24 protein-coding genes and 1 pseudogene are annotated in these 24,275 nt (G+C 64.5%); 17 read left to right on the forward strand and 8 right to left on the reverse strand.

Going from position 1 to position 24,275, the window contains the following annotated elements; genetic code table 11:
• Positions 1–30: 30 nt before the first annotated feature.
• Both AC04SI_RS19870 and AC04SI_RS19875 read left to right on the forward strand, forming a co-directional pair.
• On the forward strand, positions 31–1,035 hold the full coding sequence (locus tag AC04SI_RS19870; protein ID WP_404279431.1) for a serine hydrolase domain-containing protein: 1,005 nt from the start codon (positions 31–33) through the stop codon (positions 1,033–1,035).
• A gap of 6 nt (positions 1,036–1,041) precedes the next feature.
• The gene (locus AC04SI_RS19875; protein WP_488474745.1) at positions 1,042–2,157 is read left to right on the forward strand and encodes an anhydro-N-acetylmuramic acid kinase; all 1,116 of its coding nucleotides are present in this window, start codon (positions 1,042–1,044) and stop codon (positions 2,155–2,157) included.
• On the opposite strand, the gene AC04SI_RS19880 is transcribed toward AC04SI_RS19875, so the two are convergent.
• Positions 2,154–2,579: a GNAT family N-acetyltransferase gene (locus tag AC04SI_RS19880; protein WP_488474746.1), complete on the reverse strand. Its 426-nt coding sequence runs from the start codon at positions 2,577–2,579 to the stop codon at positions 2,154–2,156. The genes AC04SI_RS19875 and AC04SI_RS19880 overlap by 4 nt on opposite strands.
• 75 nt (positions 2,580–2,654) lie before the next feature.
• The gene (locus AC04SI_RS19885) at positions 2,655–3,839 is read right to left on the reverse strand and encodes an MFS transporter (RefSeq protein ID WP_488474747.1); all 1,185 of its coding nucleotides are present in this window, start codon (positions 3,837–3,839) and stop codon (positions 2,655–2,657) included.
• Positions 3,840–3,887: 48 nt separating this feature from the next.
• On the opposite strand from AC04SI_RS19885, the gene AC04SI_RS19890 reads away from it, so the two are divergent.
• Entirely contained in the window at positions 3,888–4,427 is a 540-nt protein-coding gene (locus AC04SI_RS19890) for an Lrp/AsnC family transcriptional regulator (RefSeq protein ID WP_488474748.1), read from the forward strand.
• Between the two features lie 19 nt (positions 4,428–4,446).
• On the opposite strand, the gene AC04SI_RS19895 is transcribed toward AC04SI_RS19890, so the two are convergent.
• From AC04SI_RS19895 to AC04SI_RS19905, 3 genes are all read right to left on the reverse strand, one after another.
• Entirely contained in the window at positions 4,447–4,935 is a 489-nt protein-coding gene (locus AC04SI_RS19895; RefSeq protein ID WP_488474749.1) for a nucleoside deaminase, read from the reverse strand.
• A gap of 85 nt (positions 4,936–5,020) precedes the next feature.
• Positions 5,021–6,307, reverse strand: a complete 1,287-nt coding sequence (locus AC04SI_RS19900; protein ID WP_488474750.1) for a D-tagatose-bisphosphate aldolase, class II, non-catalytic subunit — start codon at positions 6,305–6,307, stop codon at positions 5,021–5,023.
• Positions 6,304–7,254 carry a sugar kinase gene (locus tag AC04SI_RS19905; protein ID WP_488474751.1) on the reverse strand — a complete coding sequence of 317 codons (951 nt, stop codon included), beginning with the start codon at positions 7,252–7,254 and terminating at the stop codon, positions 6,304–6,306. Before AC04SI_RS19905 ends, AC04SI_RS19900 begins: the two co-directional genes overlap by 4 nt.
• A 309-nt stretch (positions 7,255–7,563) precedes the next feature.
• Here AC04SI_RS19905 and AC04SI_RS19910 point away from each other — a divergent pair, with 309 nt between their 5' ends.
• Positions 7,564–8,586, forward strand: a complete 1,023-nt coding sequence (locus tag AC04SI_RS19910) for a LacI family DNA-binding transcriptional regulator (protein WP_488474752.1) — start codon at positions 7,564–7,566, stop codon at positions 8,584–8,586.
• On the opposite strand, the gene AC04SI_RS19915 is transcribed toward AC04SI_RS19910, so the two are convergent.
• On the reverse strand, positions 8,583–9,566 hold the full coding sequence (locus AC04SI_RS19915; RefSeq protein WP_488474753.1) for an alpha/beta hydrolase: 984 nt from the start codon (positions 9,564–9,566) through the stop codon (positions 8,583–8,585). The genes AC04SI_RS19910 and AC04SI_RS19915 overlap by 4 nt on opposite strands.
• Before the next feature lie 13 nt (positions 9,567–9,579).
• A complete protein-coding gene (locus tag AC04SI_RS19920) occupies positions 9,580–10,728 on the reverse strand; it encodes a Gfo/Idh/MocA family protein (RefSeq protein WP_488474754.1) in 1,149 nt (382 codons plus the stop codon).
• A gap of 350 nt (positions 10,729–11,078) precedes the next feature.
• On the opposite strand from AC04SI_RS19920, the gene AC04SI_RS19925 reads away from it, so the two are divergent.
• From AC04SI_RS19925 to AC04SI_RS19985, 13 genes are all read left to right on the forward strand, one after another.
• Positions 11,079–11,879 (forward strand): aldolase, encoded by an 801-nt coding sequence (locus AC04SI_RS19925; protein WP_488474755.1) that lies wholly within the window; start codon positions 11,079–11,081, stop codon positions 11,877–11,879.
• 3 nt (positions 11,880–11,882) lie between these two features.
• The gene (locus AC04SI_RS19930) at positions 11,883–12,833 is read left to right on the forward strand and encodes a PfkB family carbohydrate kinase (protein ID WP_488474756.1); all 951 of its coding nucleotides are present in this window, start codon (positions 11,883–11,885) and stop codon (positions 12,831–12,833) included.
• 90 nt (positions 12,834–12,923) lie between these two features.
• A complete protein-coding gene (locus tag AC04SI_RS19935; protein ID WP_488474757.1) occupies positions 12,924–14,069 on the forward strand; it encodes an ABC transporter ATP-binding protein in 1,146 nt (381 codons plus the stop codon).
• A 120-nt stretch (positions 14,070–14,189) separates the two neighbouring features.
• A complete protein-coding gene (locus AC04SI_RS19940; protein WP_404279405.1) occupies positions 14,190–15,437 on the forward strand; it encodes an ABC transporter substrate-binding protein in 1,248 nt (415 codons plus the stop codon).
• Positions 15,438–15,577: 140 nt separating this feature from the next.
• A complete protein-coding gene (locus AC04SI_RS19945) occupies positions 15,578–16,474 on the forward strand; it encodes a carbohydrate ABC transporter permease (RefSeq protein WP_404279403.1) in 897 nt (298 codons plus the stop codon).
• Between the two features lie 5 nt (positions 16,475–16,479).
• Positions 16,480–17,322 carry a carbohydrate ABC transporter permease gene (locus AC04SI_RS19950; RefSeq protein ID WP_436247933.1) on the forward strand — a complete coding sequence of 281 codons (843 nt, stop codon included), beginning with the start codon at positions 16,480–16,482 and terminating at the stop codon, positions 17,320–17,322.
• A 159-nt stretch (positions 17,323–17,481) separates the two neighbouring features.
• A complete protein-coding gene (locus tag AC04SI_RS19955; RefSeq protein WP_488474758.1) occupies positions 17,482–18,303 on the forward strand; it encodes a sugar phosphate isomerase/epimerase family protein in 822 nt (273 codons plus the stop codon).
• 4 nt (positions 18,304–18,307) lie between these two features.
• Complete coding sequence (locus tag AC04SI_RS19960; protein ID WP_488474759.1) at positions 18,308–19,384, forward strand: Gfo/Idh/MocA family protein; 1,077 nt, start codon at positions 18,308–18,310, stop codon at positions 19,382–19,384.
• Positions 19,384–20,202: a sugar phosphate isomerase/epimerase family protein gene (locus AC04SI_RS19965; protein ID WP_488474760.1), complete on the forward strand. Its 819-nt coding sequence runs from the start codon at positions 19,384–19,386 to the stop codon at positions 20,200–20,202. Before AC04SI_RS19960 ends, AC04SI_RS19965 begins: the two co-directional genes overlap by 1 nt.
• Positions 20,202–21,035 carry an alpha/beta fold hydrolase gene (locus AC04SI_RS19970; RefSeq protein ID WP_488474761.1) on the forward strand — a complete coding sequence of 278 codons (834 nt, stop codon included), beginning with the start codon at positions 20,202–20,204 and terminating at the stop codon, positions 21,033–21,035. Before AC04SI_RS19965 ends, AC04SI_RS19970 begins: the two co-directional genes overlap by 1 nt.
• Positions 21,032–21,754 carry a ribulose-phosphate 3-epimerase gene (locus AC04SI_RS19975; protein WP_488474762.1) on the forward strand — a complete coding sequence of 241 codons (723 nt, stop codon included), beginning with the start codon at positions 21,032–21,034 and terminating at the stop codon, positions 21,752–21,754. Before AC04SI_RS19970 ends, AC04SI_RS19975 begins: the two co-directional genes overlap by 4 nt.
• Positions 21,754–22,782: an ROK family protein gene (locus AC04SI_RS19980; RefSeq protein ID WP_488474763.1), complete on the forward strand. Its 1,029-nt coding sequence runs from the start codon at positions 21,754–21,756 to the stop codon at positions 22,780–22,782. Before AC04SI_RS19975 ends, AC04SI_RS19980 begins: the two co-directional genes overlap by 1 nt.
• A 126-nt stretch (positions 22,783–22,908) precedes the next feature.
• Positions 22,909–23,985: an ABC transporter ATP-binding protein gene (locus tag AC04SI_RS19985; protein ID WP_488474765.1), complete on the forward strand. Its 1,077-nt coding sequence runs from the start codon at positions 22,909–22,911 to the stop codon at positions 23,983–23,985.
• Positions 23,986–24,144: 159 nt separating this feature from the next.
• Here AC04SI_RS19985 and AC04SI_RS19990 read toward each other — a convergent pair.
• Positions 24,145–24,275 (reverse strand): annotated as a pseudogene (locus AC04SI_RS19990) (IS110 family transposase); the annotation flags it as partial.

The raw sequence follows: 24,275 nt of genomic DNA on the forward strand, positions 1-24,275 counted from the left end.
GGATCGCCCACTTTCGAGCGGAGGCCTCCATTGACCGCCCTCGCCCAGCTTTTCGACTGCGCCTTCGCCCCTCTCGAAACAGCGGTGAACGAGCGCCGCATTCCGGGCGGCGTGCTTGGCCTGGTCGACCGCGACGGCGCCCGCATCGTGCGGGCTACCGGCCTTGCCCAGCGCGTGCCCGATGCCAGGCCGATGCATGAAGGCACCTGGTTCGATCTTGCCTCGCTGACCAAAGTCATCTTCACCACGCCGCGCATCCTCAAGCTGGCGGAGGACGGCGTCATCGACCTCGACGCGCCGCTGATTTCGGCCCTGCCCGACCTTCGCCAATATGACGAGAAGGCGTGGGAGCGGAAGGCGACGTTTCGCCAGTGCCTCGGCCACCAGACGCCCTTCCCCGCCGTGGCGCCGATCTACACTTATGGCCGCGATCCCGACCTGCTGCGCGCCTTCATCCTGCAGCGCGAATGGCAGGCCGGCTTGCCCGTCTATTCCGACATCAACTTCATCCTGCTCGGCTTCGCGCTGGAGCGCCTGACGGGGAAAACCCTCCGCGCCATGGACCCAGGACCGGGTTTCGCCTTCTCGGCAGCATCGGATCAGGCGGCGGCGACGGAGGACTGCACCTGGCGCCATCGCGTACTCTCAGGCGAAGTGCATGACGACAATTGCTCGGCGCTTCAGGGCGCCGGCCATGCCGGCCTTTTCGGCACGGCGGACTCGATCCTCGATTTCGCGCAAGAGCTGCTCACCGGAACCAGCACCTCGCCGGCCTCGATCGCGCTGATGCGGACGCCGCTCTCCGCCACCCGCACCCATGGCTGGGAGCACCCTTATGACAACTGGTCCGGCGGCAGGCTGTGCAGCCCCGGCACGATCGGCCATACCGGCTTTACCGGCACCGGTCTGTGGATCGATTTCGACAAAGGCAGGGCGTGGACCTTGCTCACCAACCGGATCCATCCGACACGTCATTTCGACAGCGGAATCGCGACGCTTCGCCAAATGGTGGGCGATCTCGTCAACGGAGGCTAGGCACTTATGGAACCAATCTGGGCCGTCGGCCTGATGACCGGCACCGTGCTTGACGGCAATATCGATGTCGCGCTGATCAAGACCGACGGCGAGCGCATCGCCGATTTCGGCACCTATACGCTGGCGCCCTACCCGCAATCGATCCGCACCCTGCTGGAGGAGACGCTGCGCCAGGCGCGGGTGTGGAATTTCACCGGGCCTGAGCCGGCCATCTTTCGCGAAGCCGAAGAGGCGCTGACGCGGGCGCAGTCGGCGGCGGTCAAGGACCTCGTCGAGAGCCATGGGCTGACCATGGCCGATATCGGCGTCATCGGCTTTCACGGCCAGACCGTGCTGCATCGCGCGCCTGAGGTCGGCCGGCTCGGCCAGACCCGCCAGCTCGGCGACGGCGAATTGATGCACGCCATTCTCGGCACCAAGGTCGCCTACGATTTCCGCTCGGCCGACATGCGCGCCGGCGGGCAAGGCGCGCCACTGGCGGCGGCCTATCACACCGCGCTGCTGCGCGCGGCGGACGCCGGCGGCGACATGGCGGTGCTCAATCTCGGCGGCGTCGCCAACATCACCTGGTGGGACGGCAAGGACAATGTCGTCGCCTTCGACACCGGCCCGGCCAACGCGCCGCTTAACGATTTCATCAAGGCGAAGGGGCTCGGCGACATGGACCGCGACGGCGCGCTGGCCCGCGCCGGCACGGTGGACGAAGCGCGGCTGGCCAATTTGTTGCAGCACCCCTATTTGACCAAGCCTTATCCGAAATCGCTCGACCGTTTCGACTTCGGCGCGGCGATGGCCGACGGGCTCAACGCCGAGGATGGCGCCGCTTTGCTGACGGCCTTCACCACTGCTGCCGTCGGCAAGGCGCTCGACCTTTTGCCGCATCGGCCAAAGAGACTGGTGGTCAGCGGCGGCGGCCGCCATAACCCGGCGATGATGGCGATGCTCGCCAGCCGCGCCGGCGTCGAAGCCGTGCAGGCCGAGACGCTCGGCTGGAAAGGCGATGCGGTGGAAGCCGAATGCTTCGCCTTCCTGGCGGTGCGCGTGCTGCGCGGCCTGCCGATCAGTTTTCCGAGCACGACCGGCGTGCCGCAGCCGATGCGTGGCGGACGGCTGGCAGGTTAGCCAGCCAGCTTCTTCTGCAGGAAGATGCGGCTGCGGCCGATGGGAAAGTCGGGCAGCGTGCCGAAGGGCTGGTAGCCCTGACGCTCATAGGCCTTGGCGGCTTTCGGATTGAAGGTGTCGATCCAGGCGCCGTGGCAGCCGCGCGCCACCGCTTCCCGCTCGGCAGCCTCCAGCATCTGGCCGGCCATATGCTGGCCGCGCAGCCTTTCGTCGACCCAAAGCCATTGCACGAAGAGCCAGCCCCAGGCGGTGTAGCCCGAAATGCCGGCGACGACCTTGCCATCCTCGCCGCGCACGAAGACGGCAAGCGCTTTGCGTCTGGACGCGCCGACATCGCTGTCGTTAAAGGCCGTCAGCCGCTCGCCCAGAAAGGCGAGCTCCTCCGGCAAGGGATCGGCGGTGGTCTCAAGCGTCGTCTTCATCGCGGGCCAGGCTCGGGTAGTGAGCCAAACCTGTAGCGAAGGACGGGACGAGGACGCAAGCCTTGCGGCAGCCGCTTAGGTCCGGATGGGCGAAGGCCAGGCCGCCGCCGAGGCGGCGACCAGCATCAGCAGTGCGGCGACAATCGCCGAGGCGGCAAAGCCGAAGGCAGTATAAAGCGGGCCGAAGCCTGTGGTGCCGACAAAGACCGCGAAATAGGTCACCGCGCTGTTCAGGCCCATGATGGTGCCGCGCCGCGACGGATCGAGCGCGGTGAGCCGCATCACCAGCACGTTCAGGCCGAAATGGTTGGCAAGGCCCCAGACCGCCACCATCGCCAGCGTCAGGCCGAAGCTGCCGCTTGCCGCGGCGATCGCGACATAGACGCCCGCGACCAGCAGATAGGCGAAAGGCATGACGCGGCGCGCGCCGAGTCGATCGATGACGCCGTCGAGAAGTGCGGCCGCGCCGAAGCCGGCACCATAGGCAAGTGCCGCCCAGCCATTGGCACTGACCGGCTGGCCCAGTCCACTGTGAAGGTGATCGCCGAGATAGCCGTAGACGCCATAGAAAGCGGTCATGAAGGCAGCACAGGCGATGAGCAGCGGCACGATGCCGGGAACGGCCAAGGCGCCGAACGGCGTCGGCGCCGGACCGCTCTTCCTGCTGTCGCTGAGCGACGTCAGCGTCAGGCCGGCCAGGGCAATGGCGGCAAGCACCGCGACCGTGCCAAAGACGGCGCGCCAATGCACGAGATCGGCAATCACGGCCGACAGCGAGACGCCGGCCACCATGGAGAGCGTCCAGCCGGTCAGCACGACGCCGATCGTGCCGCTCTCGCGGCCGGGCGGCGCGATCGCTGCCGAGCTGGCGTAGATGGCCGGCATGGCAATGCCGGCGGCTATGCCGGCGACGAGCTGGGCGGCGACCAGCGCCGTCACCGTCGGCGCCAATGCGGAGGCGACCAGCCCGATCGCCAGCAACAGCAGCGCCCCTTGCAGCATGCGGCGGGCGCCGATGCGATCGATGTATCGCGCCAGGAAGAGCGCGCTTGCCGAGGTGCCGAGCCCGAAGGCGGCGGACGCGATCATCACCCCCGGCACTCTTGCGCCGAACGACGCCGCCACGGCCGGTGCGATCGGACCGAGGACCAGCGAGTTCGAGCCGATGACGGCGATGCATCCGGTGAGCAGATAGGCGATCGCCGGGATCGGCGGCCGGGGCGCCGCCACGAAAATTGCTGATTGATCACTGTTCGACATACGACCATAATGACCGAATGAAATTCAGCATCAACAAGGAATTTCCATATGGATGAAGAAACAGATGGCATTCAGCGGAACCGGCCGGCGGCCCGGGACGTCGATGCGACGGACCGAAAGATATTAGGCGTTCTGGTCGACGACGCGACGATCAGCTACGCCGATCTCGGCGATCGTGTCGGCCTGTCGCCGCCGGCGGCGCATGAACGGGTCAAGCGCCTGCGCCGCAGCGGCGCCATCCGCAGCACCGCGGCGATCATCGATCCCAAGGCGGTGAAGAAGCCGCTGCTCGCCTTCGTGCATATCGACACCAAGGGCTGGGGCAAGACGCCGGAGCTGATGGCGGTTTCCGAATATCCGGAAGTCGAGGAGATCCATTCGGTGGCCGGCGACACCTGCATGCTGCTCAAGGTGCGCACCGAGGACACAAGGGCGCTCGAAGGTCTGCTGTCGCGCCTCTACGAGACGCCGGGCGTGACCTCGACGCGAAGCTATGTCGTGCTGTCGACCTATCTCGAGCGGCCGGTTCAGCCCGGCATCACAACCGAATGGCCGACGCCAAGGCACATGGCCCAGCCGCTGTACTAGAGCGCGCGCGGCAAACGAGCTACTTGTCTTTCCAGAAATCGGCCTGGAGTTGCGCCGCTTCATCGGCAAGCAGCGGGCCGACGACTTCGGTCGGACGCTGCCCTGCTTCGAAGACGATCGTGCAGGGCAGGTCGAGCGTCGGATTCTCGTCGTGTGCGCCCGTCAACGCCTTGAGGTCATGTTCGCTCTGCCCAAAGACGACCCGTCCGATGCCCGCCCAATAGATTGTCCCGGAGCACATCGCGCAAGGTTCGGCCGACGTGTAGAGTGTGCAGGAGGCCAGCTCTTCGAGGCTGAAATTCATCCCCGCCCACCGGGCCAGCAGACTTTCGGCATGAGCGGTGCGGTCGCCCCCTCCGGATTTGTAACCGTTGAGTTGCTCGCGCAAAACATTGCCGTCCTTGTCGGCGAGGAGCGAACCAAATGGATGTTCGCCAGCATCGCGGGCCTTGCGCGCGACGTCGAATGCCTGACGGAGCAGGCGCTCATCATATTGGCGTTGTGGCATCGGCAGATCCTCCGGCGGTACCGCTTGATCATGTGCCGAACAATCCGTCGACTCAAGTCGGCAGCTGGAACGGGCGGTGGGGCGGCTACTGCCTGGTCGCACCGGCATAGATATCGAGAACACGGGTGATGCTGCCGATCAGCAGCTCATGTGCTGTGGGCTTGACCTGGCCGGCCGCAACCGCCGCATCGAGCTGTCCGAGGTATTGGCCGATCAAGGTGCGGGGGATCTCGCGGTCGCCCAGCACATCGAGCAGCGCCTGGGTCGCGCGTTGCGCGTCGGGCGCCGGCCAGTAGTAGCGGATGCGGTCGCTGAAGGAGAAATGCCGCTCGATGCGCTGCTCGTCCGGCGTGCCTGGATAGTACTTGCGCCAATTGTCGGGCGCGGCCAGCATGATGCGTTCCATCGCCGCCGGCAGGTTTTCGCGCGACGGGTCCGGCGCAAGCACGTCGGCGATATGGCTCAGCCCATAAAACGCCTCGCGCAGCGCGAAGGTCAGCCACGGGCCGACCTTGAGGATGGCGAAGCCGTCGCGCACCAGAGCACCAAGTGCTGCGTCCGGCTGGTAGTCGGTCGAATGCGCTTCGAAGACGAATTGCGGCATGCGGTCCAGCACGGCGACCAGCTCCGTCGCCTTCTGCGGCGCATAGGCGATGATCTCGGCATTGCCGAATTCGACGCCGGGCTGGACGACGACGCCGACCGCACGGACAAAGGCGGCGTCGAGGCCGGCGCGCGAAAAAGCCTGGCGGTGGATCTCGACGGTGCGCAGGGCGTCATCAGGTTCGGTGACATGCATATGGTCGAGCGCTTCGAGCGCGCCGCCCGGCACCGGCACTTCGGTGCCGATGATGTAGACCGGCTTCTCGCCGCCAATACGTTCGACCGCTGTCTCGGCGACGGCGGCAAGCTCAGCGGCGCGGGCGGCGATGGTCTCGTCGGCGAGAGCGGCGGGATCGTCGGCGCAGGCCATGCTGGTGTCGAGATGCAGCTTGGTGAAGCCGGCGCCGGCATAGGCGTCGATCATCGCCTTCGCCTTCGCCATCGCCTCCGCGGAAGGAAGATGCTTCCACGGGTTGGGACCGAGATGGTCACCGCCGAGGATCAGGCGGTCGAGCGGAAAGCCGGCCTTCTGTGCATGGCCCTCGACGAAGCTACGGAAGCCGGCCGGCGTCATGCCGGTGTAGCCGCCTTCGTGGTTGACCTGGTTGCAGGTCGCCTCGATCAGCACATCGGAGCCGCGCGCCGCGCCGTGGCGCAGCGTCGCCTCGATCACCAGCGGGTGCGCCGAACAGATCGAGGCGATGCCGCCTTTCTCGCCCGCGACGCGCTTCGCCGCGATGCTGGCAAATCTCTGCGTCGCGGCGCTCATGGCTGGCCTCTCCCGGCGGTGGTTGCGAAGGCGTCGACCTCGGCCAGCGGAAAAATACCTTCCATCGGCCCCTTGCGGGTGACGGCGAGCGCGCCGCAGGCATTGGCGATGCGCAGCGCCTCAACGGGAGCCGCGCCGCGCAGCCAGAACGAGACGAAGGCGGCGCCGAAGCAGTCGCCGGCGCCGGTCGGATCGACCTCGTCGACGGCAAAGCCAGCCAAGGCAACCGTGCCGTGGCGGTCGTGGTAGGCGGCGCCATCGGCGCCCTTCTTGAGGACGATGCAGGACACGCCGCGCTGCAGGAGGTCGTCGACCGCGCCCTTTTCGTCGCCGGCCGATGAAAACAGGAACAGCTCGTTGCCGCTCGGCAGGAAGACATCGGTTTGCTTGAGCACCTGGTCGAGCGCCTCGCGCATGCCGGAGGCCTGCATGATCTCGCGGCGGATGTTGGGGTCGAAGGAGACGGTCCCGCCCTTGGCCTTGACCGTCTGGATCGCCGACAGTGCGACCTCGGTGGCGCGGTCGGAAAACAGCGAGGAGCCCATGACATGGACGTGGTCGGTGCCGGCCAGCATGCTGTGTGCGGCGGCATCGATGCCGACCAGGCCGGCAGCACTGTTGCGGATGTTGAAGACAAAGTGCCGGCTGCCATCGGCCCGGTAGGTGACAAAGGCAGTGCCCGTCGCGTGGCCCTTGTGGACCGCGATTGCCGACACGTCGGCGCCCAGGGTCCGCAGCCGCTCGATGTTCAGCTGGCCGAAATCGTCCTCGCCGACCGCGCCGATCAGGCCGGCGGGCTGGCCGAGCGCCGCGGCCTGGCCGATGAAGATGGCGGGGGCGCCGGACGGATAGGGACCAAGCAACGGACCGGGCTCGAGAAAGCTCTGGCCAATGCGCTCGGCCATGATCTCGACGAGGATCTCGCCGGCTGAGACCAGCTTCTTCATCTCGCGGAATTCCTCCCGGCGTTTCGCCCCAGGCCCCTGCCTCGGATGCAAGGCAAGCATAGTGGCCAGACTCCAAAGTGAATACGGCTTGTACTTTTTCGCGTCAATTAATAAATTTACGCATGGCAACTGTTGAATTTGTCTGTAAAATTTCACCTTGCGGTTGCGCGCCGGCGCACCGTATGTAGGGCCGGGCAGCGCTTATCCTTTTGTTTTGGCGCAATTCCGGACGGAAAACCGCTACGCACTTTTCCTGGGATTGCTCTAGGGAACAGCCAGGGATTGGATGTCCGGAACGCGAGGGTATCGATGGCAATGACGCACAAGACGATGGAGGATTTCGCCCGCTCCTGTGGCGTCTCCAGGCCGACATTGTCGAAATATTTTGACGATCCGACCAGCGTCAAGCCGGCGACACGAAAGCGCATCGAAGAGGCGCTGCGCTCGTCCGACTACCAGCCCAATCTGTTTGCCCGCAACCTCAACCGCAAGCGCACGCGCAGCATCGGCATCTTGGTGCCGACGGTGGCCGATCCGTTCTATTCGGAGATGGTCAGCCGCATCGAGCTTCGGCTGCGCGACGAAGGCTACTGGCCGATCGTGATCTCCTCCCACGGCTCGCGCGAACTCGAAGTGGAGGCGACGCGAACCATCCTGTCGCTGAAGGTCTCCGGGGCGCTGATCGCGCCGCTCGGCCTGCGCTCGGATCGCCGCACGCTGGAGAAGCTGACGCAGGCCATCCCCGTCGTCTATTTCGACACCTATCTCGAAGGCGGAACGCCCTTCGTCGGCAACAACAATGCCCAGAGCATCTCGACCATCGTCGAATATCTGTGCCGGTCCGGCGATGCCCCGGTCTATTTCGACATCCCGCATGTCAACCACAATTCGCCGGAACGACTGGAGAGCTATGTCGCCTCGATGAAGCGGCTCGGCCATGAGCCAGTCGTCATCGGCGACACCGACGACTACACATGGGATTTCGAACGGATCGGCTATGAGCAGACGGAAAAGATGCTCGCCAATGGCGGCCTGCCAGGCAAGACCATCCTGTGCAACAACGACCGCCTCGCCTTCGGCGTGATGGCGGCGGCTTACGCGCGCGGCCTCAAGGTCGGCCGCAAGGGCGATTGCGACCTGCGCGTCGCGGCCCATGACGATCATCCGCTGAGCCGCTACACATGTCCCGGTCTCACCACCATGGCGCAGGATTTTGCCGCCATGGCCGGGCGCAGCGTCGAGACGCTGCTCGCCTTGCTCAACGAGGACGACACGGCGGTTTCGCCCAAGGTCAGCCTCGACGCGACGCTGGTGATGCGTCAATCCGCCTAAGCCTTCCCGAAAGCCGGATCGAAGCCGCGCCATGCGGCGGCCGCAGCCCCAACAGCCTGCCGCGCCGCCGGGCCATGACGGCCCATAGAGACGAAGCCGTGGATCTGGCCTGGCCAGCGGCGCAGCACGACAGGCACGCCGTCCTCTTCCAGACGCCTGGCATAGGCTTCGCCTTCGTCGGCGAGGATGTCGTGACCGGCGAGGGCGATGAAGGCCGGCGGCGCGCCGGCGAGGCTTTCGGCTTTGAGCGGCGAGGCGCGCCAGTCGTCGATGTCGCTGGGATCGCGGACATAATGATCGCGGAACCAGGCCATGGTTGACGCGGTGAGGCCAAAACCTTCGCCGAAGCGACGATAGCTGTCGGCCGTCTGCGCGGCTTCGGTGTTGGGATAGAACAGCAATTGCGCGGTCAACGGGATGCGATCGCCCCGCGCGGGCAGGCTGAGCACGGTGGCGAGGTTGCCGCCGGCGCTGTCGCCGGCAACGGCAATGCGCCGTGCATCGATGCCGAGATCGCCGGCGACATCGCGCATAAATTGCAGCACGGCGAGGCAATCCTCGACCGCCGCCGGAAACTTATGCTCCGGCGCCAGCCGATAGGCGGGCGAGACGACGACGCAAGCCGCCAAATTGGCGAACCAGCGGCATATCTCGTCATGCGAGTCGAGATTGCCGATCACCCAGCCGCCACCATGCAGATAAAGCAGCGCCGGCGCGTCTGCATCAGGCGCGCCCTGCCCGCGATAGATCCTCAGCGTCAACGGGCCGCCGGGTCCGGCGATAGTCCGCTCGCTGACCGAGACCACCGGCTCGCGCTCGCCCTGCAGATCCGGAAAACCTTCATCATAGGCCCGGCGCGCCTGTTGCGGCGTGCCGGCCTCGAATGGCGGGGCGTCGGCCTGGCGGCCGAGGTCGAGCACATGCCGGGCTTCCGGGTCGAGCGCGGACAGGGACGGCGTTGCCGAGAGGATCGGTGTCATTCGAACCTCCGCGTCAGGCAAGCAGACTTGCCGCCTCGTCCTCGCCAAGCAGCGGCGGCTGATCGACGGTTCCAACGACGGCAACCGATCCCTGGCTCTCGCCCGAGGCCAGGATCGCCTCCATGATCTCCAGCACATGCAGCGCCAGCTCGCCCGAGGCGCGCGGCTTGCGTCCACTGATCAGAGCGCGCGCAAGATCGGCGACGCCGAGCATGCGGTAGTTGGCGCGATCGGGTGCGGTATAGGGCCAGTTGCGCGCGCCGTAGAGCTCGGCCTCGCTGGCGAAATCGGCCCAGTCGGCGCCGCGCGCCGACAGCGAGACGGTGCCGCCGAACGTGTCGGGATCGGGCAATCTCAGCGAACCTTCGGTGCCGTGCAATTCGATCGGGTGGTTGGAATGTTTGAAGACATCCCAGGAGGCGCCGAACGTGACGGTGGCGCCGGAGCGGAACTCAAGCAACGACAGGATGTTGGTCGGCGTGCCGACCTTGAAGCTGGTGTTCTTGTAAGGGCCTTCGGCCGTGATCAGCCGCTCCTCCTGGCCGCGCGTCGTCATCGCCATGACGCGCTCGACCGGTCCGAGCAAATTGACCAGCATGGTCAGGTAATAAGGCCCCATGTCGAAGACCGGGCCGCCGCCCGGCTGGTAGTAAAATTGCGGATTGGGATGCCAGTGCTCCATGCCGCGTCCCATCATGAAGGCGGTGCCGGTCACCGGCTTGCCGATGGCGCCCTCGTCCATCAGCCGGCGCGCCCGCCGTCCGGCGGCGCCGAGGAAGGTGTCGGGAGCCGAGCCGAGCAGCAGCCCGCGCTTTGCCGCCTCGGCGACAAGGCGGCGGCCGTCGGCGGCCGAGGTCGCCAGTGGTTTTTCGGTGAAGACATGCTTGCCCGCCGAAAGTGCGGAAAGCGAAATGTCGAAATGCGCCGCCGGTATCGTCAGGTTCAGCACAAGGTCGATGTCCGGATCGGCCAGCAGCGCATCGACGCCGAGCGCGCGGATGCCATATTCGTTGGCGCGGAGGGCGGCCATGTCAGCCGAAATGTCGGCACAGGCTCGCAACTCGACGCCACCGAACAGAGCCGCATTGCGCAGATAGGTCATCGAGATGTTGCCGCAGCCGATGACACCAATGCCGAGCTTCGTCTTTGATTTTCCGTGCATTTTCGATCGTACCTCCCAATGCGGCAATGGTCTCGCTGAACCGTCGCACCGGCAACGGATCATAGTCGAAAGCCGCTATACAACATTTTAAATCTTGACGCGCGTAAAATTATTATAGAACATGCGAAAATGCTGGCGCGGGAGGCTGCCAGCCCCACGGAGGAGAAAATGACAGATATGAAAAAACGGCCGACCGCCGATACGAATCCCGTGGGTCATGCGCGGACTGGATCTTTCCGTCGCGGTCAGGGACCGAGACGGGTTCAGGCATAGATCACCTTGGCCCCGGTCATATCTCGGAAACACTGGGTCCGGGAATTGAAATCAAACGAATTGGGAATTTTGCACTCATGAGCCTAGGAACCAAGGTGCGTCTTGCGCGCCTCTTTTCGCATCCATCGGGGAAACTTTTTGGCGGCGCGGTCGACCACTTCGTCGGCTATGGCGACGTGCGCAAAGGCGGCCTTGCCGACCTGCCGGGTGCGCTCGCACGCGTCATGGTGGGCAAACCCGACTACGTCAGCATCCAGCCTGGCACCGCGCGCCATCTGTGGCCGCAATATGCGGGCAAAGCTTCCCTGGTGATTCAGGCGGGCTGCTTCACTCCGGACGATCGCATCAGCGAGTTGATCGCAACGCCCGAGGATGCGGTGCGCGCGGGGGCCGATGCGTTGGCCGTGGCCATTCCGGTGCGCGGCGCGACCGAGGGCAAATACATACGCTGGCTGACCGATTCGGTAAATGCAGCGGCCCGCTACGGCATGCCTGTGGTGGCGCATATCTACCCTCGCGATTTCACCGACGGAGCAAAAATCGTCTTCACCCCCGACGAGATCGCCTATGCGGCGCGCATCGGCTACGAGTCCGGCGTCGACGTGATCAAGATCGGCTACACGGGCGATTTCGAGTCGTTCCAAGAGACCGTCCGGACCTGCCCGGTGCCGGTTGTGATCGCGGGTGGTCCGAAGACCGATACGCTGCTCGGCGCGCTTCAGCAGACGGCGGACGCCATCCGTGCCGGCGCACGCGGTGCCGTGGTAGGCCGCAATCTTTGGGGGCATGGCGATCCGGAGAAGGCAGCGCTTGCCTTTCGGGGCGTCATCCATGAAGGCCTTTCGGCGCAAGACGCCCTGGCGAAGGCGGGTGCCTGAACGATGCCCACCGTCCCCTCGATCCTCGGCTTCGGCGCTATTGCGATCGACGACATCGTCTACGTCGATCAGCCGTTGTCGGCGGGCAAGGGGAAGGTTCTGCAAAGTGCCCGCGCTTTCGGGGGAAATGTCGCGACGGCCCTGGCCGCCGTCGTGCGGCTCGGCGGAACCGCCGGGTTCGTCGGATGGCTGAGCAGTGCCGCGGACGACGCCGTGCTGCGCGATCTCGTTGCGAGCGGTGTTGAAACCGCATTCGCACCGGGCCATCCCGACGCGCGCCCGGTGCGCTCGCGGATCACCGTCGGCTCGGACGGGGAACGGTTCATCGCGTATGACGACGATGCGATGCTGGGCACCGCTCCGGATTTTCCGGACGATATCCTCAGCCGCGCGACCGTCCTGATCGTCGATAGCTACGCGATCCGGTCGCTGGATGTCGTGGCTCGGGCTCGCGATCTCGGCCTTGCGATCCTCGGCGATATCGAATGGAGCAAGGGCCCAGCCACGGAGCGGCTGATCGCGCTCTGCGACCATCTCATTCTTCCACTCGGCTTTGCGCGGACTGCCACGGGGTGCCGATCGCCCGCCGAGATGCTCGATGCATTGTGGGTGCCGTCGCGGTCGGCCGTGGTTCTGACCGATGGTGGCAGGGGCGTGTACTATCGCGGGCGCGAAGAGACAGGTCTCTGGCACCTGCCCCCGCACCGGGTTGTGGTCGTCGACTCGACCGGCGCGGGTGACTGCTTTCATGGCGCCTATGCCCATGCGTTGACGCGCGGAGCCGACACCGCAGGCCGGGTGGCATTCGCGGCCGCGGCGGCAGCCCTTTCGATAACGGGGCGTGGCGGGCGCGAGGCGCTTCCGACCGACGACCAGGTCACGGAACTCCTGGCATCGACGAACGCGCCGTCAGCAGTCGAACTGAAAAATGCGCATGCCGATACTGTAACATAGACTGAAACTATCCGAGGAAATATTTCGCAGGTGAACATAAGCCGAGGATAATTATAATAATCAGTGGCTTATACTTGTGGAGGGAGGAAGATGGCAAAAGTCATTCTTGAGAATATCTGCAAAACCTACGGGAACAATTTTCGCGCAATCGACCAATTGAACCTATCGGTCGAGGACGGCGAGTTCTTGATTCTCGTCGGGCCATCCGGCTGCGGCAAATCCACCGCGTTGCGAATGATCGCGGGATTGGAGGACATCACCAGCGGCAGCCTTCGGATCGGCGGAGTCGACGTCGTCGACATGCCACCCAAGGACCGCGACATCGCGATGGTCTTCCAGAGCTACGCGCTCTACCCGCATATGACGGTGTCCGAAAACATCGCCTTTTCGATGCGGCTGGCAGGCAAGTCGAAGGCCGAGCGCAAGAAGCGCGTGGACGAGATCGCCAAAACCCTTCAGCTGACGTCTTTGCTGGACAGCAAACCCGCGAACCTTTCAGGCGGACAGCGTCAACGGGTTGCCATGGGCCGCGCCATGGTGCGCGAGCCGGCCGCCTTTCTCATGGACGAACCCCTTTCCAATCTGGATGCGAAACTGCGTGTTCAAATGCGCGCCGAAATCACCAGCCTCCAAAAGCAGCTCGGCGTAACGACCATATACGTGACCCACGACCAAATCGAAGCGATGACGATGGGGGACAGGGTCGCGGTGTTGAAAGGCGGCGTGCTGCAGCAGGTCGACACGCCCAAGAGACTCTATGAATCGCCGGTGAATGCCTTCGTTGCCGGCTTTATCGGCTCTCCTTCGATGAACCTTTTCGAGGCGACCCTGACGGGCGACGAACTGATGTCCGGCACCTTCGCCATCCGGCTGCAGGATGCAGCCTTCGTGCGCAGGCCGGGCTTGAGGTCGTATGCGGGGCGCAAGGTCGTGTTCGGCATACGACCGGAGGATCTTTATGACAGCAGCCTCGAATCCGGTCGCAAGTATCAGACGATACCCGCAAAGGTGACTTCGATCGAAGAACTCGGCTCTGAACATGTTGTTCACCTGAACATCGACGCGGTCCGGGTGGACTCCGGCGATCCGGACGCGGTGGACGATTTTGGCCTGGCATCGAACGCGGTGGCGAGATTCGAGCCGCTCAGCGCCGTCCACTCCGGCTCGGATATCCGGGTGGCCGTGGATGATGCCAAGTTCCATTTCTTCGATCCCGAGACGCATCTGGCGATCTGAATATCTGCGGCAGACCGCAGGCGAGAGCGAGGCGCCTGCGAAAGATACTCGCAAGAAGGCTTCTGAATAAACCAGACGATCGTCCGCATTGTGCGGTCGATCTTAAAGAAGGAGGAGAAAATGACGTTTCGGATACAACCCGCGATGCTGAAAATAGCCGCGGCCGCATGGTTGCTTGGCGCAACCAGCGCCATGGCGGACACGGCGCTGGAATTCACCCAATGGTGGGAGCCCGAATTGCCGGCCGGCTCGCTTAGGGCAATCATGAACGACTTCGAGGCTGCAAACCCCGGAATCAAGGTGACGCTGGTCAGCGGCCCCTATGCGACCACGCGCGACCAGATCTCGGTTGGTGCTGCAACTGGAACGCTTAGCGACGTCGTCGGTCTCGACGGCGCTTGGGTGAACAATCTGAACGCGCAGAATGCGCTGGCCGACATGAACCCGATGATGGATGCGAGCGGGTTCGACAAGACCCAGGTCGCGGATATCATCAAGGTGGACGGCAAGGCGGTGATGTTTCCCGTGGCTTCGTTTGTCTATCCGGTCTTCGTGAATATGGACCTCGCTGCCCAGGCCGGCGTAACCAAGCTGCCGTCGACCCGCGCGGAGTTTCTCGAAGCCGCCAAGAAGATGACCCATGTCGACAAGAACCAGTATGGCTGGGTGCTTCCCTTGTCGCTGCAAACGCCGTCCGGTGTCCAGAACGACCTGATGTCGTGGGTCTGGGCCTCGGGTCAATCGATGATGGCCGACGGCAAGCCGGCTCTCGAGGGCAAGCCGGTCGTCGATATGCTCACCTTCGTCAAATCGCTGAACGACGCCGGCGTCATCTCGCCCGGCATTGCCACCAAGACCGAGCAGGAAAAGGTCGAGGAATTCGTCAACAACCGGGTCGGGATGATGATCGACTCGCTCGCGCATGTGAACCTCATCCGCGAACGCAATCCCAAGCTGAACTTCGACCTCATCCCGGTCCCGGTCGTGGAGAACTACAACGGCAAGCGCGGCCTTCCCTACGCCTCCTGGGGCATCGGCATCTCTGCGGCCTCGAAACATCGGGAGGAGGCCTGGAAGCTCGTCCAATATCTGATGAGTGAAAAGGTGAACGCCAAGCTCGTGTCGCTTGCAAACGCCTTCCCGGGCAACGTCAACGCCAAGCCCGATTTCGTGACCTCGGACAAGGCTTTCGGCAAGGCTTTCGAAATCTACAAGACCGGTTATCTCGCCAACGAGTTCACCGGTCTGCCGGTGGCTGAAGACCTGATGACCAAGTTCGACGTGGAAGCCCAGAAGATGCTCGCCGGCGAGCAGTCTCCGGAACAAGCCGCAGCCAACGCTCAAAAGGGCTGGATAGAGAAATTCTGAGCGGCCTGTTCCCCGTTTACTATCTTCCACCGGGTGGCCTGACCTCGGGCAGGCCACCCGTCAACAACGGATCGGCAATTTGAGATGGACCTGTTTCCGAAGCGCACCTTCCTGTTGAAGGCGTATCCCAAGGTTGGCACATGACCCGGCAGAAGCGCCCCCACCATAAACTGAAACGAGCGGTCGCACCCTATCTCTATCTGTCACCCTCGCTCCTCATAATCGGCCTTCTGATGCTGCTGCCGATGGTGACGGTGATTGGCTATTCGTTCCAGAACAGCGCGGTGCTGCGTCGCGACCCGTCCTTTGCCGGACTGAAACACTACCAGGCGATCTTTGCCGATCCGGTGTTCTGGGCCTCGCTGTGGCACACGCTCTACTTCACATGCATGAGTGTCGTCTTCCACATGACCATCGGCATGGTCTTCGCACTCATGCTGAACAGCGACCGCATCAATCCGACGCTGCGCAATATTCTGCGCGTGCTCTACATACTGCCTTGGCTGTTCACCGCGGTGATTATCGCCGTGATCTGGCGCCTCCTGCTCGAGCCGAACGGTGTCGTGAACAGCGTTCTCATGCAGATGGGCATCATCGGTTCCAAGGTCGAGTGGTTTTCCTCGCCCGAGACCGCGCTGCACGCCGTCACCTTCGCCAATATCTGGGCGGGCTACCCGCTTTTCATGGTCAGCCTGCTCGCAGGCTTGCAGGGCATTCCCAAGGATTTCTACGAGGCCGCCGATATCGACGGGGCGAAGGCCTACCAGAAGCTGATCTTCATCACCATCCCGCAGCTGATGCCGATCATCATCAGCATCTCGCTGCTCGACTTCATCTGGACCATGCAGGTCTTTCCATTGATCTGGATAACGACGGGCGGCGGTCCGATCTACTCGACCGAGGTCCTCAGCACCTACACGTACAAGCTGGCGTTCTCGAGCTACAACCTGTCGCAGGCGTCGGCGAGTGCCGTGGTCATCCTGCTGATCTCTCTCGGCCTGACGCTGTTCTACATCCGCTATCAAAAGGCTCGGTAGTCACCATGAGGAAAAGGCACACGCCGAAAGACAGGCTGATCACCGTCGCGCTCCATGTCGCGCTTGCCGCAGGGCTCTTTTTCGCGGCCTTCCCGATCTACTGGATGCTGAGCAGCTCGTTCAAGTCGAATACCGAAATCTTTGCCCTGCCACCAACCGTCCTGCCGAAGGCCTTCACGCTCGAGGCGTATGCGGCCATCCTTGGCGACCCGGTAAAGCTGCGCTTCTTCTTCAACAGCTACTTCGTGGCCGGAGCGGTGACCGTGCTGACGGTGCTGATCGCCTTGCTGGCGGCCTATGGGTTCAGCCGTTTCAATTTCCGCGGCAAGGGCAGCCTCAACACACTCATCATCAGCACGCAGACGATCCCGCCGATCACGCTTTTGATCCCCTTCTTCGGGCTTGTCGTCTCGTATGGCATCTTCGACACCTACGTCGCACTGATCCTGACTTACCTGGTGTTTACGCTGCCCTACGCGATCCTGCTGATGACGGGATATCTGAACACCTTGCCCCGCGATCTCGATGAAGCGGTGGCGGTTGACGGCGGCACCAGCTGGACCGCACTCTGGCGGGTGATCGTCCCGATTTCACTGCCTGGTATCGTGGCGACGTCGGTCTACACCTTCCTGTTGTGCTGGAACGAATTTCTCTTTGCGCTGACGCTGACGAAGTCAACGTCCATGCGCACCGTCCCGATCGGCATTCAGCTGTTGATGGGGCAGCACGCCTTCGAATGGAACCAGATGATGGCAATGAGCGTGCTCGGCTCGCTACCGCTCTTACTCATCTACCTCCTTGCCCAGAGGTTCTTCCTCGCCGGCATGACTGCGGGCTCGGTCAAGTAGGATGTCCCTCCCACGGAGAACTGATGGGGTAGGCCGCGCATCGAAATCGATGGATTGGACCTTCTCTGCTGGCAGGCGATATCGCCGCGGCCTCGGGTGCTGTTCTTCCAGCGCCACATCCTCGAAGGGCCTACGCAGGTGGAATCAAGGAATGAAAGGATGAACGTGAAAGACCTCAAAGTCGGCTGCCAGACCTTCACCTGGGAAATGCTCGGAGACCGTTTTGCCGGCGGCCCCGACGACCTGCTCAAAGCGATCGCCGATGGCGGCTATGCCGGCATCGAGATCACCGACGCGATGATCGGCCGCTATGCCGGCAAACCGGCGGAGTTCGCGACCGCGCTGAAGACATCCGGCCTGACGCTGGTCTCCTTCGCCTTCGGTTCGAATAGCGGCTTCACACTCAAGGAGAAGATCGGCGCCGATCTCGAGACCGCCGGGCGCTGGATCGATTTTGCCGCCGCCTTTCCGGGCGCGCTGGTGTCCATGGGCTCGGCGACCGTCGTGTCGGACGGTCCGCGCGACGACAAGTTCGCCATTGCGGCCGAGGTCTACAACAAGGCTGGTGAACTCGGCCGCAAGGCCGGCGTCCAGGTCGCGGTGCATCCGAGCTCGCACCACAACACGCTGCTCTACGACCGCGCCGATTACGACCGCATCTTCGGTCTGCTCGACGCCTCGCTGGTCGGCTGGGTGCCGGACACCGGCCATATCTTGCGCGGCCACAAGGAAATGGCCGACACGCTCACAACCTATCGCGATCGCATCCGCTACGTGCACCTGAAGGATGTCGATGCGCGCGGCACCTGGGCGATGCTCGGCAAAGGCATCTGCGACACGGCGAAGGTGATCGAGATCGCCAGTGCCGCGCCCAACTTCAACGGCTGGCTGGTGCTGGAGGAGGAATCCGAGACCGCGGCCGCCGACCCGGCCAAAGCGGTCAAGACCAACCGCCAGACCATGCGCGGCTACGGAGTCTGAGACGATGATCCGCAAGCAAGACCGTCGTCTTCGTGTCGGAGTGCTCGGCTGCGGGCCGATCGCGCAATTTGCCCATCTGGAATCCTGCGTGAAAGCCAGCAATGCCGATCTCTACGCGATCTGCGATGCCGCCCCCGACCTGCTGGCGCGCATGGGCGCGACTTATGAGCCCGAGAAGATATACGGCGATTACGACGCCATGCTCGCCGACCCGCAACTGGAAGCGGTGATCGTCGCCACCTCCGATGCCTATCACGTGCCGATGTCGATCAAGGCGCTGGAAGCCGGCAAGCACGTGCTGTGCGAAAAGCCGATCGGCGTCTCGGTCGAAGAGGGCCAAAAACTTGCCGACGCGGTCAAGCGTTCCGGCAAGGTGCTGCAGGTCGGCCATATGAAACGCTTCGATCCGGCGCTGGAGGCGGCGCGCGATTTCGTCCGCGATGAGATGGGCGAGATACTGGCGCTCAAAGCCTGGTACTGCGATTCCACGCATCGCTACACCAACACCGATGCGGTGCAGCCGCTGCCCGTGACCAGCAAGCTGGCGAGGAAGCCGGCCGGCAATCCGAAGGCGGATCTGCGGCAATATTTCATGCTGGCGCATGGCTCGCACCTGGTCGACACGGCGCGCTTCCTGTGCGGCGAGATCACGGCTGTGCGGGCGCGTCTCAACGAGCGCTTCGGCGCCTATTGCTGGTTCGTCGAAACGGAATTCGCCAATGGCGCACTTGGCCATCTCGACCTCACCGTCGCCGTGCGCATGGACTGGCACGAAGGTTTCCAGCTCTATGGCGAGAACGGCTCGGTGATCGCGAAGACCTTCAATCCCTGGTATTTCCGCGCCAGCGAGGTCGACATCTTCCACGAGAAGGACGCGACCTCGCGCAAGCCGCTCGGCGCCGATGGCCATTTCTTCCGGCGCCAGCTCGAGGGCCTCGCCGAGACGGTCCTCGACGGCAAGCCGATGCGTGGCGCCAATGTCGATGACGGCCTCGCCTCGATCCGCGCCATGGTGGCGATCGCGCGCTCGGTCGAAAGCGGCGAGCGTGTCGAGATCGTCAGCGTCACGGGAGCGGTCTGATGCAGATCGGGGTGTTCGCCAAGACCTTTCCGGGCAGCGAGCCGGCCGGTGTGCTGGAAGCGGTGCGCGATGCGGGATTTGCGGTCACCCAGTTCAACCTGGCCTGTGCCGGCCTGCCGTCGATGCCGGACAAGGTTCCGCTCGATGCCATCCGTGCCATCGCGGCCGCCTCTGATGCCACCGGCGTCGCGCTGGTGGCGCTGTCCGGCACCTACAACATGGCGCATCCCGACAGAGCGGTGCGCGAGGACGGCCTGCGTCGGCTGGCGGTTGTCATCGAAGCCGCGTCAGCACTTTCCATTCCGCTGGTCACGCTGTGCACGGGAACCCGCAACCGTGACGACCAGTGGGCGCACCATCCCGACAATGCCGATCCCTCGGCCTGGGCCGACATGGCGCGCGAAATGGAAAAAGCGCTTGATCTCGCAGAGCGCCACGGCGTCGATCTCGGCATCGAACCGGAACAGGCCAACATCGTCACCTCGGCAGCGGATGCGATGCGCCTCATCGGGGAAATGGGATCGAAGCGGCTGCGCATCGTGCTCGATCCGGCGAACCTGTTCGAGCAGGCGGATGCCGCGCAGGCCCGCGCCATCGTCACCGCTGCCATCGAAACCACGGCCGGCCATGTCGCCATGGCCCACGCCAAGGACCGTTTCGCCGACGGCCGCTTCGCCACCGCCGAGCAAGGCGTCGTCGACTTTGCCGACTTTATCAGCGGGCTCAAGGCGTCCGGCTTCGACGGCCCGTTGGTGACGCATGGGCTTTCGGCCGAGGAAGCGCCAGAAGTCGCCCGCTTCCTGAAAGGGCTGCTGTGATGAAGCGTCCGACGACCTTGCTCCGCGATGACGCTACGCTCAGCATTTCCGACGCGGGCGATGGACTGGCGGTCGTCTTCCAGCATGGCCTCGGCGGCAGTGAGGCGCAGGTCGCTCAATCCTTCCCGGCCGGTGCCGGCCTGCGGCGTCTCACGATCGAATGCCGCGGACATGGCGGCTCGGCGCTCGGCAGAAGCCGGCCGTTCTCCTTCCAGATGTTCGCCGACGATGTGCTCGCCGCCGCCGACCAGGCCGGCCTCGAGCGTTTCGTGGCCGGCGGCGTCTCGATGGGCGCAGCGATCGCCTTGCGCCTCGCCTGCCGCCATCCCGACCGCGTCGCCGGCCTGGTGCTGGTGCGGCCGGCCTGGACCTTCGGCAAGGCGCCGGCGAACATGCGGCCGATCGCCGAGGTCGCCGGCCTCATGCTGGATCACGGACCGGACAAAGCGCTGGCGCTCTTCGCGCAGTCCGAAACCGCCGTGCGGCTCTATCGCGAGGCGCCCGACAATCTTTCTTCGCTGTTGGGCTATTTCGACCGGCCAGATGCCATGGCGTTCGCGCAGGTGCTTGCCGACATTGCCGCCGACGGACCGGGTGTTTCGGCACGGGATGCAGAGGCCCTCGACATTCCGGCTTTGGTCATCGGCAACGCGGTGGATGCCGTGCATCCGCTGTCCGCCGCCTATACGCTGGCGGCCGCCATTCCCAACGCCGTCTTTGCCGATATCGCGCCCAAGGCGCTCGACAGCGCCCGACATTTCGCCGAGCTGCACGCCGAGATCACGGCCTTCCTTCACGCCCACCCCAACTTCCGGAGCCTCATTCCGTCATGACCACCAAACCCCTCTCCGGCCCCTCGGCAATAGCCGCCCTGCCGCGCAACCGGCTGATCGGCGAGTTCTCGCTGTGGTCGGCCGACCTCGCCAATATGGAGCGCGACCTGAAGCGCATCGATCCGTACGTCGACCTGCACCATATCGACGTGGCGGACGCCCGCTTCACGCCGGGCTTCCTGTTCTTCCCCGACCTGGTGGCGCGGATCGCCAAGCTGACGACGAAGCCGATCCATGTGCATTTGATGGTCGAGGCGGAGATCGTCGAGGAACAGACGCGGCAGTTCATCGAGGCCGGCGCCGACCTGATCAGCGTGCACGCCGAAAACGGCGAGGCCGGCCTGCGCGCCGTGCGGTTGGCGCATGAGCTCGGCGCCGAGGCAGGCGTGGTGCTCAGGCTGGAAACGCCTGTTGGCGCCGTCACGCCTTTCCTGCCCGAAGTGGCGTTCGTGACGCTGCTCGGCACCTCCATCGGCGTCAAGGGCCAGAGCCTGTCCGACCAGGCCTGCCCGCGCCTGATCGAGGCGCGCGCGCTGATGCGAAAGGCCGGCCGCGAGGCTGACATCGTGCTGGCCGCCGACGGCGGCATCCGCCACGAAACCGTGCCGCTGCTGCGCGCCGCCGGCGCCGAGACCGTGGTGCTGGGCTCGCTGGCCTTCGGCGATCCGGATCTTGCGCAGCGCATGGCCTGGCTGCACGGACTGAAGGTCGCCGCCTGATGAGCACGCTTGCGCTTGCCTTCGATCTCGGCGGCACGGAGCTGCGCGGCGCGCTGATCGAGCGCAGCGGCGACGTCGTCGTTCGCGTTTCGGCGCCGACGATGGCGGGTGCGGGATCGGAGGCGGTGATCGGCCAGATCATCACACTGGCAGGCACCCTGCTCAAGGAGCATCCGCAGGCAAAGGTGGTCGGCATCGGCATGTGCGCGCCGGGGCCGCTCGATCCCAAGGCAGGGATCGTCATCGGGCCGCCGACGCTGGCCGGCTGGCACAATGTGCCGCTGATCGACATTCTCAGCCGGCAATTCGGACTGCCGGTGCGGCTGGAAAACGACGCCAATGCGGCAGCGCTTGGCGAATGGCGCTTCGGCGCCGGCCGCGGCAGCGGATCGCTGGTCTTCGTCACCGTGTCGACCGGCATTGGCGGCGGCGTGGTCGCCGACGGCCACATCTATCATGGAAGGCGCGGACTGGCGGCCGAGATCGGCCATATGACGATTACCGGCGAAGGCGAGCGCTGCTTCTGCGGCGCCGTCGGCTGCTTCGAGGCGGTCGCTTCGGGAACGGCCCTCGGGCGGCGCGCCACCAAGCTCACCGCTCCCGGCGACGGCTCGCTGCTCCGGCAACTTTCGAATGACGGCGACGTTTCGGCCAGGCATGTCGTCGAGGCCGCGCGGGCCGGCGATATCGGCGCGCTCGACCTGGTCGAGGCCGAGGCGAAGTGGCTGGGAATCGGCTTCACCAATTTGCTGCATCTCTATTCGCCCGACCTGATCGTGATGGGCGGCGGTCTCGCCAACGGCTTCGATCTGCTGGCACCGCTGATCAGGACCACCATCGAAACGCGGGCCATGCCCGCCTATCGCGACGTGCCGATCGTGCAGGCCGAACTCGGCGACCGCGCCGGGCTGGTCGGCGCGGCAAGCCTGATCTTGTGGGAGGGCGAGCCGGGCACGGCGCTGGCGATGGTGCAGGACGAAGAGACGAAGAACGGCGCCGGCGGCCAAGCCGGCGCCAGAGCCGGATGATTTCAGGTCGAATCGACCTGAAATCATCCGGCTCTAAATCAAAGGAGTGGAGCATGATGCCGTCCGAAAACCGCTTCACACTTTTCGGCATCATGCTCTAGGAGGCAAGCTAAGGCTGAGCTCAAGCTGCGCGGCGCGCGCAAATCCTATGGAGCCGCCGAGATCATCAAGGGCATCGACCTCGACGTCGAGGATCGCGAATTCGTGGTCTTCGTCGGCCCGTCCGGCTGCGGCAAGTCCACGCTGCTGCGCATGATCGCCGGGCTGGAAAGGATCACCGACGGCGACCTTATGATCGACGGCGTGCGCGCCAACGACATCGACCCGTCCGAGCGCGGGCTCGCCATGGTGTTCCAGTCCTATGCGCTCTACCCGCATATGAGCGTGGCCGAGAATTTGGGCTTCGCGCTGAAGATCGCCGGCGTTCCGGTTCAGGAGCGGGAGCGCAAGGTCAAGGAAGCGGCCGACGTGCTGCAGCTTGCACATCTGCTCGACCGGCGGCCGAAGGCGCTGTCGGGCGGCCAGCGCCAGCGCGTCGCCATCGGCCGCGCCATCGTGCGCAATCCCAAGGTGTTCCTGTTCGACGAGCCGCTGTCCAACCTCGACGCCGCGCTGCGCGTCAGCATGCGGCTGGAACTGATGCGGCTGCACGAGCAGCTCAACGCGACGATGATCTATGTCACCCACGATCAGATCGAGGCCATGACCATGGCCGACAAGATCGTGGTGCTGAACGGCGGCTCGATCGAGCAGGTCGGCTCGCCGCTCGAGCTCTACAACCGGTCGGCCAACATCTTCGTCGCCGGCTTCATCGGTTCGCCGAAGATGAATCTTTTGAAACTGAAGGTGGCGTCAGTTGGAGCCGAAGGCGTCACGGAGACCTTGCCGGGCGGCCAGACGCTGACCGTGCCGGTCGACGCGGACGCGGTCAAGGCCGGCGACGAGCTGCTGCTCGGCATGCGGCCGGAACATCTGCGCGTTTCGCCGAACGGGCCGTTCAAGGGGCAAGCCATGCTGGCGGAACGTCTGGGCGGGCTGACCATCCTGCATGTCGAGATCACGCCCGAGCTGACGCTGGTGGTGCAGGCCGAAGGCGGCGACACGACGCCGTTGCACAGCCCGATCGCGCTCGATATCTCGCCTGCGGTCTGCCACCTGTTTCGACCCGAGGGCCCGGCGCTGGCGCCGCTGCATCGGGCCTGAGCTGGCGCCTCCTCTTCGCCATTCCAGGGCGAAGCAGGAGCGAAGCGACGTCGCGGAGACCCTGGAATCCATGCCGTGACCTTTGAGCGTCACGGCGCTGCAGAGTCACGCAGTTCTGCATCGCTGCAACGCGTGGAAGGAACGGCATGGCAACTGTGTTCATGCGAATGCGGTTTTGTCTCGAATGATGGCGTTGAGAGTGATCAGAAGTTTTCTGGCGACAGCGACGATGGCGAGTTTCTTTGATCCGGAGCGAGCCGCGAGTGCAGCATAGAAGGCTTTGAAGCGTT

It is taken from the genome of Mesorhizobium sp. CNPSo 4689, from assembly GCF_057784325.1.

What these genes read in the sequence shown, in the direction of transcription:
- AC04SI_RS19875 (WP_488474745.1), top strand. Translation starts at nt 1,042, where the DNA reads ATGGAACCAATCTGGGCCGTCGGCCTGATGACCGGCACCGTGCTTGAC.
- AC04SI_RS19880 (WP_488474746.1), bottom strand. Translation starts at nt 2,579, where the DNA reads ATGAAGACGACGCTTGAGACCACCGCCGATCCCTTGCCGGAGGAGCTC.
- AC04SI_RS19885 (WP_488474747.1), bottom strand. Translation starts at nt 3,839, where the DNA reads ATGTCGAACAGTGATCAATCAGCAATTTTCGTGGCGGCGCCCCGGCCG.
- AC04SI_RS19890 (WP_488474748.1), top strand. Translation starts at nt 3,888, where the DNA reads ATGGATGAAGAAACAGATGGCATTCAGCGGAACCGGCCGGCGGCCCGG.
- AC04SI_RS19895 (WP_488474749.1), bottom strand. Translation starts at nt 4,935, where the DNA reads ATGCCACAACGCCAATATGATGAGCGCCTGCTCCGTCAGGCATTCGAC.
- AC04SI_RS19900 (WP_488474750.1), bottom strand. Translation starts at nt 6,307, where the DNA reads ATGAGCGCCGCGACGCAGAGATTTGCCAGCATCGCGGCGAAGCGCGTC.
- AC04SI_RS19905 (WP_488474751.1), bottom strand. Translation starts at nt 7,254, where the DNA reads ATGAAGAAGCTGGTCTCAGCCGGCGAGATCCTCGTCGAGATCATGGCC.
- AC04SI_RS19910 (WP_488474752.1), top strand. Translation starts at nt 7,564, where the DNA reads ATGGCAATGACGCACAAGACGATGGAGGATTTCGCCCGCTCCTGTGGC.
- AC04SI_RS19915 (WP_488474753.1), bottom strand. Translation starts at nt 9,566, where the DNA reads ATGACACCGATCCTCTCGGCAACGCCGTCCCTGTCCGCGCTCGACCCG.
- AC04SI_RS19920 (WP_488474754.1), bottom strand. Translation starts at nt 10,728, where the DNA reads ATGCACGGAAAATCAAAGACGAAGCTCGGCATTGGTGTCATCGGCTGC.
- AC04SI_RS19925 (WP_488474755.1), top strand. Translation starts at nt 11,079, where the DNA reads ATGAGCCTAGGAACCAAGGTGCGTCTTGCGCGCCTCTTTTCGCATCCA.
- AC04SI_RS19930 (WP_488474756.1), top strand. Translation starts at nt 11,883, where the DNA reads ATGCCCACCGTCCCCTCGATCCTCGGCTTCGGCGCTATTGCGATCGAC.
- AC04SI_RS19935 (WP_488474757.1), top strand. Translation starts at nt 12,924, where the DNA reads ATGGCAAAAGTCATTCTTGAGAATATCTGCAAAACCTACGGGAACAAT.
- AC04SI_RS19940 (WP_404279405.1), top strand. Translation starts at nt 14,190, where the DNA reads ATGACGTTTCGGATACAACCCGCGATGCTGAAAATAGCCGCGGCCGCA.
- AC04SI_RS19945 (WP_404279403.1), top strand. Translation starts at nt 15,578, where the DNA reads ATGACCCGGCAGAAGCGCCCCCACCATAAACTGAAACGAGCGGTCGCA.
- AC04SI_RS19950 (WP_436247933.1), top strand. Translation starts at nt 16,480, where the DNA reads ATGAGGAAAAGGCACACGCCGAAAGACAGGCTGATCACCGTCGCGCTC.
- AC04SI_RS19955 (WP_488474758.1), top strand. Translation starts at nt 17,482, where the DNA reads ATGAACGTGAAAGACCTCAAAGTCGGCTGCCAGACCTTCACCTGGGAA.
- AC04SI_RS19960 (WP_488474759.1), top strand. Translation starts at nt 18,308, where the DNA reads ATGATCCGCAAGCAAGACCGTCGTCTTCGTGTCGGAGTGCTCGGCTGC.
- AC04SI_RS19965 (WP_488474760.1), top strand. Translation starts at nt 19,384, where the DNA reads ATGCAGATCGGGGTGTTCGCCAAGACCTTTCCGGGCAGCGAGCCGGCC.
- AC04SI_RS19970 (WP_488474761.1), top strand. Translation starts at nt 20,202, where the DNA reads ATGAAGCGTCCGACGACCTTGCTCCGCGATGACGCTACGCTCAGCATT.
- AC04SI_RS19975 (WP_488474762.1), top strand. Translation starts at nt 21,032, where the DNA reads ATGACCACCAAACCCCTCTCCGGCCCCTCGGCAATAGCCGCCCTGCCG.
- AC04SI_RS19980 (WP_488474763.1), top strand. Translation starts at nt 21,754, where the DNA reads ATGAGCACGCTTGCGCTTGCCTTCGATCTCGGCGGCACGGAGCTGCGC.